Source organism: Alkalimonas amylolytica, assembly GCF_900107845.1.
In the GTDB taxonomy this organism is placed as follows: Bacteria; Pseudomonadota; Gammaproteobacteria; order Enterobacterales; family Alteromonadaceae; genus Alkalimonas; species Alkalimonas amylolytica.
The window spans coordinates 298365-314330 of record NZ_FNRM01000003.1; the positions used below are offsets into that span (position 1 = coordinate 298365).

Here is a 15966-nt window from a genome sequence, read left to right on the forward strand (position 1 = left end):
AAACCATGCACGTAGAAACCTTTACACCAACCCAGACAACAGATGGCGATGCCGTTCGCCTGACCGACGCCGCTATCCGGCACTTCGAAAGCAAACTGATCAGTACGCCAGGCCATGTGGTTCGGTTATCCACCAAAACCAGTGGCTGTACTGGCTATGCTTATGTGCTCGACATCGTTGCTGAAGCAAAAACCGGCGATACAGCCATTCAGGCCAGTGATCGCCTGACTTTCTGCATTGCACCCGATGCATTGAACCTGGTTCGGAACACGGAAATCGACTACGTGAAAGAAGGTTTAAATGGTGTGTTGAAATTCAACAACCCGAATGTGGTCGCAGAGTGTGGGTGCGGCGAAAGCTTTAATGTGAGCTAAGCAGTGTATCCACACTGCGTGCTGTTTGCTCTGAAGGTGAATGAATGCAACAAAAAATAGTCTCCACCGAGCGCGAATGTCTGGTGCGGCGCGTGCCGAATGGTGATAAACAGCTTATCCCTGCCGGTGAGTTTGTTACCATCACTCAGGACCTGGGGGGTAACTTTACCATTACCTGGCGTGGCAACATGTACCGGGTGGATGGTACCGATGCCGATGCCATCGGCCGCAAACCATTGAAGCTGGAGTTTACCACCCCAGAGCATTCTGGCATTGAAGAGCATCAGGTCTATCAGGCACTGGAAACCGTGTACGATCCGGAAATTCCGATCAACCTGTTGTCGCTGGGGTTAATCTACAAGGTGAAAGTAGAACAAGCAACGCATACAGTGCATATTGATATGACCCTGACCGCTCCTGCCTGTGGCATGGGCCCAGTGCTGGTCGGCGATGTGGAACACCGGGTCGGCATGGTGCCAAACGTAAAAAAGGTGCAGGTGAACCTGGTGTTTGATCCGCCCTGGTCACGCGAGATGATGAGCGAAGAAGCACAACTTGAAGCTGGATTATTTTTTTAGTGCACCAGAAGCTTCAACCGACATCCGGCAATACAAAGCAAATAAAGAGTCCGTTATGAATTTACCAGGCTATGAAGACATCATTGAAGATTTAGCATTTTTTGATGACTGGGAGCAGCGCTATCAGTACATCATCGATTTGGGCAAAAGTATCCCAAAGCTGGCAGCCGAGCAAAAAACAGATGAACTCTTGGTGCCCGGCTGCCAAAGCAAGGTCTGGTTACTGAGTCATACGAAGGATGGCGTGCTGCAGTTTCAGGCCGATAGCGATGCAGTCATTGTGAGCGGACTGCTGGCCATTGTGCTGGCCGCTTACCACAACCAAACACCGGCAAAGATCCTGGCCTTTGATATTGATGGCTATTTCCAGACGCTGGATTTAGAGCGTCATATTAGCCCAACCCGCGGCAATGGTCTGCGCGCTATAGTGGCAAAAATACAAGGCCTGGCTAAACAGGCACAATCTTGACGCTAAAACGCACTTCATAATGAACCGTGGCAAGTCACTGCGGTACTAAAAGCAAGTAAGGCTAGGGGCGGATTTGGTTCAACACCAAGTGCGGGATAAACGCACTGGCACTGCTGCTGATAGTCTGTGCGTCGAGCTGCACCACTCGTGCCTGTACTTCCATGCCACGCTCAGTACTAATCAGAGTACCGGTAAGAATTGCATCCATCTGAAGCTGTCTGGCCAGCAAACGGGTATCACGTGATAAGGCTAAATCACCCTGAGGCCCAACCCATAACTGGCTAGTAAGCTTGTGCTCTACCACCGCAATACCATGCTGCGGCAAGGCAGTGCGCAATAGCTCGGCCAGTTGATTCCCAAGTGGTGTAGTTTGGCTCAGGCTTTCATCCAGTTCTACAAAGCTGCTGATGGCAATGCGCTGGCCTTGAATGGCGTCACTTTGAGCCAACTGATAAGCCAGTTGGTCTACATAGTGCTGTAACCGCTTCTGACTCTGGGGTAAATGAGGTAACCATACCTCGGACGTACCCGGCCTGGAAACCCCAGGCTGACGGTACCAGGTGGTCGGTTCCGGTAATTTGGCCGGATCATGCTCCATATTTTGGCAGTGATCCGCTCTACAAAACGGTAACTGGCCACAACCTGCAAGCAATAAAGGAGCCAGCAGTAAGGAAGCAAGCAGCCTCAAACCACGCATTAGTCAGCACCCTGTTTTAATAGCACCCGATGAAGCCGCTCTGATGGCTGCAAACCGGCAATCACTGGCTGCGGGATAAAGCCTTGCGCCACGGCCAGTACCCGTTTAGAGTCGATACCTACCAGACGGGCATTGACCATAACACCGGATTGGTGCCGTACCAGGGTACCACCAAGGACATACTCGATCGGTTGTTCTTCACGCAGCTCCAGAAAATCCCGGCTAAACACAAAGTCGCCTTGCGGTGTGACCCGGATAAAATCAGTGGTTTTAAAGTCGATTTGGTGCAAACCAAACTGATGCACTTCATGCATAAAGCTTTCGGCCAGCTGATTACCAAGCAAGTCACTTTCATCGTATGGGCCATCAAGATAGACAAAACTGGTCACTGCAAAGACAGAATCCGCAATTTTTGGATCCATCACGGCCATTAAATCGTGCATCATGCCCTGCACATAGTGATTCAGCGACATATGCTGCCCACCCTGATACCGCTGCTGCAAGCGTGCTTCAGCACGCCGGTTGCTGCTGTAGCTGGCTTGTTGGGCAGTCAGGCTCTGATAGTACCTGGCATCTGGCTCCGCCGAAGCAGGAACCGGAGCCGCTCTTAGGGTACGCTCGCGGTAGTCCTGCCACTTTTGCTGCGATGCACAGCCATTTAGCAGCAATACGGCGACGAGCCCAATAAACCCTTGCAGTCTTATACTGCTATACCTGTTACTGCTTCGCCTGATACTGCTTTGCATAGTGCCCCCGCTTTCGAGTTAATGAGATGACCGGTAGATCATTTGTTGGCGGAGCTGCACCTGCTCGGCGGAACCCAACACTGCGGTAGGGATCTGATCGGCAGCGGCAGCCAATACCCGGTTTGTCTCTGTATCGACCAGCCGTGCATTTACTATAGTAAAATCTTCGTGTTGCGATAAGGTGCCCGCAATAACGTAGCGCACAGCCTGTTCGGTCGCCAACTCAGATAACTGCCGGGTAAGCAGGCTGTCGTGTTGAGCGTGCAATTGAAGGGCCTGACCAGCACGAAACTCCGTGACCTGATAGCCCAACTGGCTGGCCACCGTCAGCATGCTTTCCTGCAACTGCAGCCCCAAATGACGCATCCGCACATTGGTGCTATCCGGCTGCAGGGTGGCGCTGTCGGTAAAGGTAACCGCCGTCATGCTGCCATGCGGTAAGGGCGGTAAGCCAGTCAATAGTTGATCGGCCAGCCGTTCGGTATAAAACAGCACAGGATCAAGGCGTGGTTTTGCCTCCGTATCGGCAGCTTGTTGCCGTACCACTGTCTGGCTGCAGGCGCTCAGCGCCAGTAGAACCACTAAAAATAGCCCGTTTCTCACAATAACGCCTCAGCTTCCAACCACAGATAACAGCGTTAATTCAAAATCAGTGCCAAATTCACACAATCAAGCCAAAAGCGGCGACCTTACACCGAGAACGGGTACTGGATCGCCGGGTGGCACTGATAGCCTTCCACCGCAAAATCATCCAGCGTGACCCAGGTTTCCAGATCCTGCAAGCATTGAATTTCCGGGTTGATGATAAGCTTGGGCGAGGGGAAAGGTTGTCGTTTTAGCTGCACATCCTGCATCAGCGCCAATTGATCTTCGTAAATATGAGCATTGACAATTTTATGGTATGCCTTACCCGGCTTTACACCACAAATTTGCGCCATCAACGCTAAAAAGGTAAAGACCTGCACCTGATTAAAGTTCAGCCCCAAAGGCACATCGCAGGAACGCTGATAACTGGTTAGATAAAGGGTATCACCCAGTAAGGAGAAGTTGTGGGTGTGCATGCAAGGGCGCAGGCAGCCTCTATCAAACTCACCGGGGTTGTAGAAAGTGATGATCTCACCCCGGTCGTCCTTGCCCTGGCGCAAATCATCCACTACTTTTTTCAGCTGATCGATCACCTGGCCATCCGGCCCGGCCCAGGCCCGGCCCTGCACACCGTATACCCGCCCCATATCGTCAATACCTTTGCGGTGCGGATTGGCCAGCCAGGCTGCGTTATCATTCGCATTGGCATCCCAGGTTTTGGTACCAAGGGCTCTGAAATCAGCCGCATTGCTGTAGCCGCGAATGTAACCCAGCAATTCGGCAATGGCAGCTTTCCAGAAACTTTTGCGGGTAGTGATCAGCGGAAACTCGTTGGCAGCTACCTGGTACTCCAGATCGGCATTGATCACGGTCAGGCAACGCTTGCCGGTGCGCTCATTCACCACCCAGTGCCCTTCATCGATAATACGCTGACAAAGCGCCAGATACTGCTTCATGCGGCCCCCTTCTTACCTGGCTTAAGGCTTGGCTTGCTGCTTGTGTCGCTACCTGGTTGACGCAGTTGGCAATAAGCAATCAGAGCAAGTCCTGCCAGTATCATCGGCAGACAGAGCCACTGCCCCATCGTCATGCCCAGGGACAACACGCCAAGGTGCGCATCCGGCTCACGGAAAAACTCGACGATAAAACGTGCCACGCCATAACCCAGCAGGAAGACACCGCCTAAAGTGCCTTTCGCTGGTTTGAAATGACGTACCAGCAGGATAATGACAAACAGCAGGATGCCTTCCAAAGCCACATGATACAGCTGCGATGGATGCCGTGGCAGTGGGCCTGCTCCCGGGAATACCATGCCCCAGGGCACCTCGGTTACCCGCCCCCATAGCTCGGCGTTGATAAAGTTCCCTATGCGGCCGGCAGCCAGTCCAAGTGGGATCAAGGGTGCGGCGAAATCGCCAAGCGCCAGAAAATCTTTTTGGTACTTGCGGGAAAACCAGGCCATCGTAGCCAACACGCCCAGTAAGCCACCATGAAAGGACATGCCTCCGGTCCAGATTTTCACCAGATACAGCGGGTCATCCAAGAAGCTGTCGAACTGGTAGAACAGTACATAACCGATACGCCCCCCCAGAATGACCCCTAAAAACCCATAAAACAGCAAATCACTGACTTGCTGTGAAGTCCAGCCAGAACCAGGCTGAGCAGCTGCACGATTGGCCAGCCACCAGGCCAGAGCAAAAGCGACCAGGTACATTAAACCATACCAATGAATGGCCAGGGGGCCGATACTGATAGCTACCGGGTCAATATTTGGAAAACTTAGATAAGATTGCGACATAGGCTCTGTTACGTCCTGCTTAGGCAAAAAACATGCGAAGTGCTACCAGCATCAAAAAAACACCGAAGAAGCGCTTAATCTTCATCACCGGCAGTTGCTGGGTCAGACGGGCTCCAACCGGCGCGGTGAAAATGGATGTCAGGATAATCCCCAACATGGCTGGCAAATAAATAAAGCCAAGAAAGCCATCACTCAGCTGATACTGTTGCCAGCCGGCGATAACATAGCCCAGAGTGCCAAAAAGTGCAATTGCTACCCCGCTGGCAGCAGCGCAACCAATGGCACGCTTCATATCCACCGAAAAATAATTGAGTACCGGCACAAATAAAGCACCACCACCAATGCCCAGCAAACTGGCCAACCCGCCCAGGACACCTGAAACACCGACAATGGCCGGGTTACCCGGTAAGGAACGTTTTCCCACTACTGAGCGAGAGCCAAGCATTCGGAGCGCAATTAAAGTCACCGCCACCGCAAAAATTCGCTGCAACACCACGCCGTCGACCAAATGCGCCAGATAGCCAACACACCAGGCACCAATAGCAGAGCCCAGCATAATGCGGCTGGCCAGTGGCCAGGGGATATTGCCCCACTTGTGATGCGCCCGAATGGATGACGTTGCCGTAATCACAATGGAGCCAAGCGACGTCGCAATCGCCACCAGCATGGCGTGTTCAGGTGCCACGATGCCAAAGGCAGGCAACAACATCAGCAAAACCGGCACCACGATAAGGCCACCGCCAATGCCAAGCAAACCCGCCAGCAAACCAACAATGGCACCCATCAGCGCTGAAATAACGATGATACTAAACAAGAAAATTTCCTTTAAAAGACACTGCCCGGGTACGAAACCCCAAATGAAGACAGCTTAAGAACGTAACTGAGATGCCAGGTTTTTCTGCTCTAAAAAGCCATGCACTTTACGACGAACAATCTTGGGCGACTCACTGTTTAGTGCATCATTCAACACCAGCTGCAGCTCCTGCAGGCTTACCCGGCGCAACAGCCATTTGATTTTGGCCAACTGGCTGCTGTTCATGCTAAAGGAATCATACCCCATTGCAGCCAGTAACAAAACACCAGCAGGCTCCCCAGCCAACTCACCACAGACACTGGTCGGCAGTTGCAACGCCTGCAACTGCTGCCCCATCTGATTCAACGCACGAAGGACTGCCGGGTGCATCGCATCGTACAAGCTGGCGACCCGGGCATTGTTCCGATCCACCGCCAGCAGGTACTGTGTTAAATCGTTGGTACCAATCGAACAAAAATCTATCTTGCTGGCTAACTCGTTAAGCTGATACATGATAGAAGGCACTTCGACCATCACGCCAACCTTTGGTCGCACCAACTCCAGCCCCAGTTCATCGCCCACTTCAAAGCACGCCTGTTTGATCAGTCGCAGAGATTCGTCCACTTCCGACAACTCAGAAATCATCGGCAACAAAATATGCAGATTATTGGACGAAATATCGGCTTTAAGCATCGCACGGATTTGCACCAGAAAAATTTCCGGATGATCCAGTGTTAAACGAATACCCCGCCAACCAAGAAAAGGATTTTCTTCGTTGATGGCAAAGTACGGCAAGGGTTTATCCCCACCCACGTCCAGGGTACGCATAATCACCGGCTTTCCTGGGTAGGCAGACAGCATGTCCCGGTACAGTATCACCTGTTCTTGCTCGGTGGGAAACTGATTGCGGATGATAAAAGGAAACTCGGTACGGTATAAACCGACCCCATCGCAAATTTCGTTATTGATGTGCTCGGGATCAACCGCTAAACCGGCGTTGATCATCAAGGCAAACCGATGACCACACACGGATTCAGCTGGCAGCGTCACTTCGGCCTGATAATGCGCTGATAACTCAGCATCTTCACTGATCAGTTGCTGGTATTCAGCGTAGATGGCTTCGGCCGGGTCTAGCAGAATATGACCTTGATAGCCATCGACAATGACACGCTGTCCCTGCCATTGCATCAACGAAAGCCCCTCAACACCCATCACGGCAGGCACGCCGAGCGCTCTGGCCATAATGGCGGCATGTGAGTTGACGGAGCCGCGTAAGGACACAATAGCGACCAGTTGCTGCCTGGGGACTTCAGCCAACATGGATGCGGTCACATTCTCGGCCACCAACACCACTTTATCTGGTAGTTTATGATGGCGCTGCTCGGTATCGAGCAAATGGATCAATACCCGCTCGCCTAAATCGCGGATGTCGGTGGCCCGCTCCTTAAAGTAAGCGTCTTCCATGTCTTCAAACTGACGGGCAAACTTTTCCACCACCCGCTTCAACGCACTTTTTGCGCACCAGCCATCGGCAATTTGTTGTTCAATCTCCTGCCCTAAACTGGCGGCATCCAGCAATTGCTGATATACATCAAAGATAGCCAGCGCATCCGCCGGCAAATGTTCTGCCATGCGCTCTGATAAACGCTTAAACTCAGCCTTGGTGATACGAACCGCCCGATAAAAGCGGGATAACTCTTTATCCGGTTCTTCGGAGCGCTGCAAGGATACGGCGTTAAAGTCGCTGGCTGGTTGCAGCACATACGCTTCGCCAATAGCAATACCGGGAGCTCCGGGCAAACCATTTAATTGACTGGAGCGGCTTTTACTGCCGGAGCCTGGACTGGCCGCTTCACGCAATTCAGCATTTGCCAGCACAGAAGCTAACTGAGCGCCTAATGTGACCAGAAAGGATTCTTCATCTTCGCTGAACACCCGCTCCGTGCCCTGCTGAATGGTCAGCACGCCAAGAACTTTGCGATGATGAATAATCGGACACCCCAAAAAGGCAGAAAAGCGATCTTCACTGACTTCAGGGGTTACTTTAAAACGTGGGTGTTGGTGAGCAGCGGCCAGGTTAATGGGCTCCTCACGTTGCCCAACCCAGCCAATAAGACCTTCAGAAAAGCCAATGGCGACTTTACCGACAGCTTCAGGGTTCAAGCCATCGGTTGCCATCAGCATAAAGTGGTGCTGATCGTAATCCGCAAGATAAACCGAGCAACACTCCGTATTGAGTGCCAGCTTAATATTGGTGACCAGACCAGAGAGCGCCTGACTCAGAACAGGCTCTTGCGCCACATCCTGAACAATTCGCCTTAACTGGCTGAGCATGGCCATGGCTTATCCATCCGAATTACCCTTTTTGTTTTCCTGTTTTACGGGGAAACGGCAAAGCGATCGGGGCAAACTCTTTCATGACTTTACGGTAAACGTCTCGCTTGAAGGCAACCACTTGACGTACCGGATACCAGTAACTGACCCAACGCCAACCATCAAATTCTGGATGGGTGGTTTTGGCCAGATCCACATCCCCATCAGGGCAGGTCAACCGCAGTAAAAACCATTTCTGCTTTTGACCAATGCAGACCGGGTTGCTGTCACGTCGTATCAGTCGCTTTGGCAACCGATAACGTAACCAGTGTTTGGTCACCGCCAGAATTTCGACATCTTCCGGCTTTAAACCAACCTCTTCATTCAACTCCCGGTACATGGCTTGCTCAGGCGTTTCCCCCTGATCAATGCCGCCTTGCGGGTACTGCCACGAGTGTTGTCCGTAACGTCTTGCCCAAAACACCTGTCCCTGGTGATTGCAGATCACTATGCCGACATTGGCCCGAAAACCTTCGGCATCAATCACATAAACCTCGAGCTTTTCACAACAGCTATAGCAAAGATTCTTTCACAAAGTTATCAGTACGGCAATCGGTATTTTATCTACAGCATAACTCTGAGACTTATCCACAAATAGACACACACCAGATGCTCCATGTGCACTTTTTCACAGACTGTGTGGATAATGCTGTGCAAAAACAGGCTTTATCCCATGAACAACTTAGCGCATTTCAGTTTAAACTCATGATTGACTATATAAATTCATGCAATTTCATTAAGTTATGTTTATACTCGGCACTTATAAAAAAAAGAGCCATGTGCATAACACAGATCGCTGCCTTTTTATGCAACGACCAAAATTCCTGCATGTTATGCTGCAAGGCTGTACAAAAGCCCGACTTAAAACAATGAAATCACCTCAGACTCTTGATGAATTAATGCTGCGTTGTCAGGCCTTGGCTGGATTAACATTAGGTCAGCTTGCTGCTGAATTGGGTACGGTTGTACCAAACAATTTAAAACAAGACAAAGGTTGGGCTGGTCAGTTGTTGGAGCAAGGCCTGGGGGCTAGCGCTGGCTCCAAGGCAGAACCAGACTTTCCTGAATTAGGTGTCGAGTTAAAAACACTGCCCATAGATAGCCTTGGCAAGCCACTGGAAAGCACCTATGTTTGTGTGGCCCCGCTTACTGGCATCAGCCAGCAGCAGTGGCACGATTCCTGGGTGTGCCAGAAACTAAGCAAAGTGCTCTGGCTGCCTTTGTTAGCAGAGCGAAGCATCCCAATCGCAGATCGGGTGATAGGCAGTGGCTTCTTATGGCAGCCTGACGCTAGCGAGCAACAATTGCTGCAGCAGGATTGGGAGGAGCTGATGGAGTTGATTACTTTAGGCGGTATCGATCAAATCCGAGGCGCTCATGGCCAGGTATTGCAATTACGTCCCAAAGCAGCCAATAGCAGGGCGTTAACGGCTGCCGTTGGCGCAGACGGCCAACCTATTCAGGCTCTGCCCAGAGGCTTTTACCTGAAAAGCAGCTTTACGCAGCAGCTGCTGCGTAAAGCCTTTGGCCAGAGCTGATAACCTAGTGATCGTACTTTTCAATGATCTGCTGGTAAACTCCGCTGGCTTTAATCTGTGCCAGACCGGCGTTGAATTTTTCAACCATAGCCTCATCGACGCTAGCCCGACTGAACATCACATACACTTGTGAACTCTCCAACCGAATACCATGTGGCTCAATATACTGATCCAGGCCTTTGCGTCGTAAAATAGATGCCCCAACAAAACTATCTTCTAAAAAACCATCAATCTCTTCATCAATCAGCCGTGCCATATTCATTTCACTGATAATAGCCCCTACAAATTGCGGATGGTAATCGTCGTTGGTATAAAGCGCTGTAATTTCGTCGCCATAGAAATATTCATTCACAATACCCAGCTTACGGCCAGCCTGAACAAACTCGGTAATGTTGTTGTATGGTAAGTTGCCTTCGTAGCGCCGAACATACAGAATGAACTGTTCTTCTCGGTAGGGATCAGAAAAGTGCGCAAACTGCTGACGATCATCCGTCATCGAGGCTCCCAGCACAAAATCCACCTCTCCATCACGTAAAGCACTTAGTAACTCTACCCAAGTACCTTGTCGCATAGCAACCGAGCACTCCATAGACTTGGCAATAGCATGCACAATTTCAACATCCAAACCAGTCACCACATTCCCCACCCCAACATACTGATAGGGCTCCCAAGCATCAAAGCCCATGGTCAATTGGCAATCCGCCGTATGAGCTTTGGGCTCTTCCATCCGATAATCGCTTGCTTGAGCCGTCGTGGCATCTTCAGACGCAGCCGGAGGTTGTATCTGAGGCTCACACCCCACCAATAAGAATAAAACAGCTGAAAATCCTAGCAAGAAAGGTTTCATATCACACCTCTGCAATTAGTGTCTCCACTTTCAAGCTTAGTGTAGATTTAAAAAATTTCCTCTTATGTCAACGACTTTTCCTTTTATCCGTCCATGCTTTTACCAGACTCAGTGGTTATTTGGTGCTTATCAGGAGATGCCATCGGCAAGGGCTCAGCTTTAGATGGTGCCCCAATCACCACAGCCCATTTTTCTCGCCAGCCAGACGCTTGCTGCCAGTCTAACCACATCAAACGCCATTCATCAAAGGTAATCACCAGCGGATTGTTGGATTGGAAGTTGGTGGTAATACCATAACGGCAAGGCTCAGCATCATCTTCCGGCTGAAAAGTACCGAATAGCCGATCCCACACAATCAATACACCGGCAAAATTCTTGTCGATGTACTGAGGATTACATGCGTGGTGCACTCGGTGATGGGATGGCGTGTTGAGTACCCATTCCAACCAGCCAACATGTTTAATCGCCTGCGTGTGCACAAAGAATTGAAAAGCCAGATTTAGCGATACCACAGCCAATACCAACCAGGGCGAAAAGCCAAGCAGCATCATGGGTAACCAGAACAACCACATGCCGGATACCGGATACATCAGGCTTTGACGAAAAGCAGTACTTAAGTTCAGTTGCCTTGAGCTGTGATGCACAATGTGCGAAGCCCAGAACCAACGGATATGATGCGACGCCCGATGGAACCAGTAATACAAAAAGTCCTGCAACACAAAAGCCAGTAGCAAGGTATAGCCATTGAGTGGGATCTCAAAGAAGCGGTATTGATGCAACCACCAATAAAAGGGCATCAGTATCAATAAAGCCAGCAGCTCACCCGCCTGATGCATCAGAGCCAAAACCGCATTGGCCAGGGTATCACGCCAGAGGTACCAGTGCTGCCGCAGTCGCTGACCAAACCACCATTCCAATGCTACCAAACCAAGAAAAACCGGGCTTAATGCCAATAATATCCACTCAACCGGGATCATCCAAAGCTGCCTCTTAACTGAACTATGCCATACTTATAGCAAATTTCGCTCGCACAAGTAATTCAAAACGGTGGCATCAAATGAACAAGCAGCAGTCAATTTTACAACAGGCGATGCAACTGGCGGAACACAGTGATTGGGAAAGCATCCGGTTACGGGATATTGCCAGTAGCCTGAATATCCCCTTAGTGGAGATCCATCAGCACTACAAGCAAAAAGACGATTTGGTGGATGCCTGGTTTGATTTGGCAGACCAAGCCATGCTGGCATGCCAGCAGCAACCTGACTTTGAACACAGCTCGGCGCAAGATAAGTTGTTAACAGCGATGATGCATTGGCTGAATGCTCTGGCCGCTCATCGCCGGATCACCCGGCAGATGCTGTATTATAAGTTGGAACCAGGCCATCTCCACTTGCAAGCAGCCGCCATACTTCGTATCAGCCGCACAGTACAATGGTTACGGGAAATCGCTGATTTAAAAGCCCAAAACTTCAAACGCATCGAACAGGAGTTGTATTTAACCGCCGTATTTACCTCCGGCTTTGTGCGCTGGCTAACGGCGACAGAACCCGCCGTAACTGCCGCCCGCTCCTGGCTGGAACGTGGCTTGCAGCTGGGTCGTTGGCGGAACTTGTGGATTTAGCCGCTATAACTTTCTAAATTATTGACTATTAAAGGCGATTTTTGCCGCTTATTGTTCGTTTTCATCTTTGTTATAGTCATCTTTTGGCTGAACAAAGGGGGAACATATGGGACTGCTAGTAGACGGACAATGGCAGGATCGTTGGTACGATACCAAGAAATCATCCGGCCGGTTTCAACGCCAGGATGCCAGCTTTCGCAATAGCGTAGAACCTTCTAAGCAAGCGGATGCCAGCCGCTATCATCTTTACGTGTCGCTGGCCTGCCCCTGGGCTCACCGGGCCTTGATTTTGCGCCAACTCAAAGAATTACAGTCACTTATTGATGTAACGGTTGTCTCGCCAATCATGCTGGAACACGGCTGGGAATTTGGCGGCGACGAGGGGGAGTTGGATCCACTCTATGCAGCGGACTATTTGCATCAGCTGTATACCAAAGCGAAATCAGACTACACAGGCCGCGTTACTGTGCCTGTGCTATGGGATAAACAAGCGCAACAGCTGGTAAATAATGAGTCTGCCGATATTGTGCGCATGTTTAACCGGGCTTTTAATCAGCAAACCGGCAACCGACTGGATTTCTATCCAGCAAAACTGCAAACAGCCATTGATGCCGTCAATGACTGGGTGTATCGGGATATTAATAATGGCGTCTACAAAGCCGGCTTTGCAACCAGCCAGGACGCTTATCAGGAAGCATTCGATGCTTTGTTTGCAGCATTGAGTAGGGCCGAACACCTGTTGCAGGAGCAACGATTTCTGACCGGGGATTATCTGACGGAAGCGGATTGGCGCCTGTTTACCACCCTGGTGCGCTTTGACGCTGTGTATGTTGGCCACTTCAAGTGCAATCATCGTCGCATTGCCGACTACCCTGCGCTTAGCAACTATCTGCGTTCTTTGTATCAGTTACCAGGCATCGCCGAGACGGTCGATTTGTCGCATATTAAACGTCATTATTACATCAGCCATCCGATGATTAACCCCACGCAGGTAGTGCCAATTGGACCTGAACTTGATTTCAGTGCTCGCCATAACCGAGGTGACTGGACCTTGCAACAAGTGGTGCTGGAACATGAAGACTGACGAAGGGGTCAGCTACTGCTAGTTTCCATTTTACCGCTGCCGAGCCAATAGCCGTCCCGGAATTTTTCTTGCAAAAATCGCAATAACTCTGGTTCCGGAATGGCTTTGGCAAAATAAAAACCCTGGGCTAAATCGCAGTGATGCTGCCGCAAAATACGCAACTGAGCGCTGCTCTCGACCCCTTCAGCTACCACTCTTAAATCCAACTTTTACACCATGGCGATGGTGGAAGTAATGATTTGGTAATCGGCATGGTTATCCAGCATGCCAAACAAAAAGCTTTTATCAATTTTTATCGTGTCGACCGGCATCTGTTTTAAATAGCTCAGTGAAGAGTAACCGGTGCCAAAATCATCAATGGAAAACCCAAAACCCATAGCCTTTAACAAGTGCATGCTAGCCAATGTTTCAGATACGTTTTTTACCAACGTACTTTCTGTCAATTCCAACTCAAATTGATTGGCTGCAAGCTGGTAACGATCCAATTGCTGCTGTAAAAACTCGCATAAGTTTGGATCGACAAACTGATCAGCCGATAAATTTATAGCAATTTTGAGATTGGTATAACCATGATCAGCCAAGCGTCGGGCAATGCCAAAGCAACGTTCAATTACCCAGTACCCTAGTGGCACCATAAGATGTGAGTTCTCAATTACACCTATAAAGTCATCTGGTGGTACCATGCCCCGCACAGGATGCTGCCAGCGCAACAAGGCTTCAAAGCCAAACAACCGGCCTGTAGCAACTTCTATTTGCGGTTGCAGGCTTAAGCTGAACTCACCTTTTTCCAGCGCCACCCGAACTTCGGTCTCCAACTGCAAACGATAAGCAAAAGCTTGATACATTTCTGCCGTATAATGGTGCCAGCTATTGCCCCCTTTAGCTTTAGCCTGATACATCGCCAAATCAGCCTGACGGATCAAATCTTCGGTGGGTGTTGTGCTATCGGAAGTCAGGCTGATACCAATACTGGTACCCACCTGGAAACTTTCCTCGCCAACCATTATAGGCTCAGCAAAGGCAGCCAAAACTGTTCCAGCAACCTTATTTGTTTCAGTGGCATGCGACATTTTGGTTAAAATAATAACAAACTCATCACCACCAAAACGACACACTGTATCGGCACTGTGGATGCAGGCACGTAATCGTATGGCAGCTTCGATCAGCAATTGATCGCCAATTGCATGGCCGCGACTGTCATTTACTTTTTTAAACTGGTCCAGATCCAAAAATAACAGGCCAACAAAAGCTGGAGATTCCTCAAGCGCAGCCAATGCTTTTTTTAACTGGTACTGCAACATGTTCCGATTCGGCAACCCGGTCAGCAAATCGTACATGGCAATGTTTTCCAGCTCTTGGGTATGCTGTTCTACTTGCTCATTCAATACTTCCAATTGCCAGCTTAACTTTAAAGTGGCTTCATTGAGTGTATCCACTTCATCGGTGAAGAAAGCTGATTGACGCTCACTATCCAGGCGAAAGCGACTAAACTCCCTGTTGGCTAATAACGGCAAGCGTGCTGCTAAGGTCATTAAACGAGCGCTGAGTCGTTGGGTAATGGCATAAGTCAACAAGGCTAGCAGCAAGAATGCCAGCAGTGCGATTAAAATAATGCGCTGTTGATACTGCTGATTTGCCAACACATAATCGGTGATATCTTCAATCAGGATCAAATGAAACTGTTTGAGATGACGCGTATCAAGTGGCTGCATATGAGCAAAGTAATGCCGATTGGCGAACTCTAAGCGCAACCCCTGGCTAGCAATGTGACTGACATCCAGTAACTGCGGTAATTGGTAATACAAGTCATTTAATAAAGAAGCATTGGAGCTTGATAAGAGTCGTATGTCAGACGGCCGGGCGGTATCTTTGCTCTGATGACTGACGATGGCCACGTCGGCCTGCAGCGAGCGGTTCAGGTAAAAAAGAATATCGACTAATGTGGTGGTCATGGCTACTACAGCCATTTCACCGTCATCCAATAAAAGAGGCACGGCCAGTGACTTTACGCAGTAGTGATCACATAAAATATCACTTTGTGGCTGCTGCTGAGTAAAGGCTTGTTGTACTAACTGCTCCACGGCGGCAGGTATTGCTGCTGAGCTTTGAAACACGACCTCATTGACATCGGCATACAACCAAACATGATCAACATTTAAATGCAAATGCAGAGTTTCAATTTGCTGCGAAAGTGCCTGCTTAAAAGCTGACAACCCAGAATCATGCTCGGATAGCAGACTTAACTCAGCGTACGACTCCACCCAGATCCTCAGTTGATTCTCAATGAGTTGATTGTATTGACTAAACTGCTGCTCTCCTAAAACACGCTTGTGTTGCTGCTGTTGAGTGAACTCATCCTGTACTCGCAGCAATGAAAAGCTGGTCAGGCCAAAAGTCATCACAAAAAGCACCAGCAACATAACGATCAGCAATTTCCATGGCAAACTGATAAAGCGACGCATG

General features: G+C 49.8%; 16 protein-coding genes and 1 pseudogene. 6 read left to right on the forward strand and 11 right to left on the reverse strand.

From position 1 onward, the window contains the following. The first annotated feature begins 5 nt into the window (after positions 1-5). From BLW37_RS07615 to BLW37_RS07625, 3 genes are read left to right on the forward strand one after another with little or no spacing between them, the layout of a single operon-like run. On the forward strand, positions 6-374 hold the full coding sequence (locus BLW37_RS07615) for a HesB/IscA family protein (RefSeq protein ID WP_091341551.1): 369 nt from the start codon (positions 6-8) through the stop codon (positions 372-374). A gap of 44 nt (positions 375-418) precedes the next feature. Then, entirely contained in the window at positions 419-952 is a 534-nt protein-coding gene (gene sufT, locus BLW37_RS07620; protein ID WP_091341553.1) for a putative Fe-S cluster assembly protein SufT, read from the forward strand. Positions 953-1007: 55 nt separating this feature from the next. Continuing rightward, positions 1008-1421, forward strand: coding sequence for a SufE family protein (locus BLW37_RS07625; protein WP_091342023.1), 414 nt, complete (start codon positions 1008-1010; stop codon positions 1419-1421). A 61-nt stretch (positions 1422-1482) separates the two neighbouring features. Here the strand turns inward: BLW37_RS07625 and BLW37_RS07630 are convergent, their stop codons facing one another. From BLW37_RS07630 to rppH, 8 genes are all read right to left on the reverse strand, one after another. Further along, complete coding sequence (locus BLW37_RS07630; protein WP_091341555.1) at positions 1483-2118, reverse strand: FlgO family outer membrane protein; 636 nt, start codon at positions 2116-2118, stop codon at positions 1483-1485. Continuing rightward, complete coding sequence (locus tag BLW37_RS07635; protein WP_091341557.1) at positions 2118-2864, reverse strand: FlgO family outer membrane protein; 747 nt, start codon at positions 2862-2864, stop codon at positions 2118-2120. Before BLW37_RS07635 ends, BLW37_RS07630 begins: the two co-directional genes overlap by 1 nt. 18 nt (positions 2865-2882) lie before the next feature. Further along, complete coding sequence (locus BLW37_RS07640; protein WP_139243676.1) at positions 2883-3467, reverse strand: FlgO family outer membrane protein; 585 nt, start codon at positions 3465-3467, stop codon at positions 2883-2885. Positions 3468-3553: 86 nt separating this feature from the next. Then, positions 3554-4405 (reverse strand): thymidylate synthase, encoded by an 852-nt coding sequence (locus tag BLW37_RS07645; RefSeq protein ID WP_091341562.1) that lies wholly within the window; start codon positions 4403-4405, stop codon positions 3554-3556. Beyond that, positions 4402-5247, reverse strand: coding sequence for a prolipoprotein diacylglyceryl transferase (lgt, locus tag BLW37_RS07650; protein WP_091341564.1), 846 nt, complete (start codon positions 5245-5247; stop codon positions 4402-4404). The genes BLW37_RS07645 and lgt overlap by 4 nt, the downstream gene beginning before the upstream one ends. Before the next feature lie 19 nt (positions 5248-5266). Continuing rightward, positions 5267-6061 (reverse strand): sulfite exporter TauE/SafE family protein, encoded by a 795-nt coding sequence (locus BLW37_RS07655; RefSeq protein ID WP_091341566.1) that lies wholly within the window; start codon positions 6059-6061, stop codon positions 5267-5269. Positions 6062-6115: 54 nt separating this feature from the next. Next, the gene (gene ptsP / locus BLW37_RS07660; protein ID WP_091342024.1) at positions 6116-8374 is read right to left on the reverse strand and encodes a phosphoenolpyruvate--protein phosphotransferase; all 2259 of its coding nucleotides are present in this window, start codon (positions 8372-8374) and stop codon (positions 6116-6118) included. A 22-nt stretch (positions 8375-8396) separates the two neighbouring features. Continuing rightward, positions 8397-8900 (reverse strand): RNA pyrophosphohydrolase, encoded by a 504-nt coding sequence (gene rppH / locus BLW37_RS07665; protein ID WP_091341568.1) that lies wholly within the window; start codon positions 8898-8900, stop codon positions 8397-8399. A 382-nt stretch (positions 8901-9282) separates the two neighbouring features. On the opposite strand from rppH, the gene mutH reads away from it, so the two are divergent. Next, a complete protein-coding gene (gene mutH / locus BLW37_RS07670; protein WP_091342026.1) occupies positions 9283-9951 on the forward strand; it encodes a DNA mismatch repair endonuclease MutH in 669 nt (222 codons plus the stop codon). Positions 9952-9955: 4 nt separating this feature from the next. Here mutH and BLW37_RS07675 read toward each other — a convergent pair whose 3' ends face one another. Continuing rightward, entirely contained in the window at positions 9956-10798 is an 843-nt protein-coding gene (locus BLW37_RS07675) for a substrate-binding periplasmic protein (RefSeq protein ID WP_171907575.1), read from the reverse strand. 83 nt (positions 10799-10881) lie between these two features. Further along, the gene (locus BLW37_RS07680) at positions 10882-11772 is read right to left on the reverse strand and encodes a sterol desaturase family protein (RefSeq protein WP_091342029.1); all 891 of its coding nucleotides are present in this window, start codon (positions 11770-11772) and stop codon (positions 10882-10884) included. A gap of 83 nt (positions 11773-11855) precedes the next feature. On the opposite strand from BLW37_RS07680, the gene BLW37_RS07685 reads away from it, so the two are divergent. Continuing rightward, positions 11856-12419, forward strand: a complete 564-nt coding sequence (locus BLW37_RS07685) for a TetR/AcrR family transcriptional regulator (protein WP_091341571.1) — start codon at positions 11856-11858, stop codon at positions 12417-12419. Between the two features lie 106 nt (positions 12420-12525). Further along, positions 12526-13503 (forward strand): glutathione S-transferase family protein, encoded by a 978-nt coding sequence (locus BLW37_RS07690; RefSeq protein ID WP_091341573.1) that lies wholly within the window; start codon positions 12526-12528, stop codon positions 13501-13503. An 8-nt stretch (positions 13504-13511) separates the two neighbouring features. Here the strand turns inward: BLW37_RS07690 and BLW37_RS19005 are convergent. Beyond that, a pseudogene (locus tag BLW37_RS19005) lies at positions 13512-15965 on the reverse strand (putative bifunctional diguanylate cyclase/phosphodiesterase). Position 15966 lies beyond the last annotated feature (1 nt).

Excerpts from the sequence above, each read along its gene's own strand:
- BLW37_RS07615 (WP_091341551.1), top strand. The coding sequence starts at position 6 with ATGCACGTAGAAACCTTTACACCAACCCAGACAACAGATGGCGATGCC.
- sufT (WP_091341553.1), top strand. The coding sequence starts at position 419 with ATGCAACAAAAAATAGTCTCCACCGAGCGCGAATGTCTGGTGCGGCGC.
- BLW37_RS07625 (WP_091342023.1), top strand. The coding sequence starts at position 1,008 with ATGAATTTACCAGGCTATGAAGACATCATTGAAGATTTAGCATTTTTT.
- BLW37_RS07630 (WP_091341555.1), bottom strand. The coding sequence starts at position 2,118 with ATGCGTGGTTTGAGGCTGCTTGCTTCCTTACTGCTGGCTCCTTTATTG.
- BLW37_RS07635 (WP_091341557.1), bottom strand. The coding sequence starts at position 2,864 with ATGCAAAGCAGTATCAGGCGAAGCAGTAACAGGTATAGCAGTATAAGA.
- BLW37_RS07645 (WP_091341562.1), bottom strand. The coding sequence starts at position 4,405 with ATGAAGCAGTATCTGGCGCTTTGTCAGCGTATTATCGATGAAGGGCAC.
- lgt (WP_091341564.1), bottom strand. The coding sequence starts at position 5,247 with ATGTCGCAATCTTATCTAAGTTTTCCAAATATTGACCCGGTAGCTATC.
- ptsP (WP_091342024.1), bottom strand. The coding sequence starts at position 8,374 with ATGCTCAGCCAGTTAAGGCGAATTGTTCAGGATGTGGCGCAAGAGCCT.
- mutH (WP_091342026.1), top strand. The coding sequence starts at position 9,283 with ATGAAATCACCTCAGACTCTTGATGAATTAATGCTGCGTTGTCAGGCC.
- BLW37_RS07675 (WP_171907575.1), bottom strand. The coding sequence starts at position 10,798 with ATGAAACCTTTCTTGCTAGGATTTTCAGCTGTTTTATTCTTATTGGTG.
- BLW37_RS07685 (WP_091341571.1), top strand. The coding sequence starts at position 11,856 with ATGAACAAGCAGCAGTCAATTTTACAACAGGCGATGCAACTGGCGGAA.
- BLW37_RS07690 (WP_091341573.1), top strand. The coding sequence starts at position 12,526 with ATGGGACTGCTAGTAGACGGACAATGGCAGGATCGTTGGTACGATACC.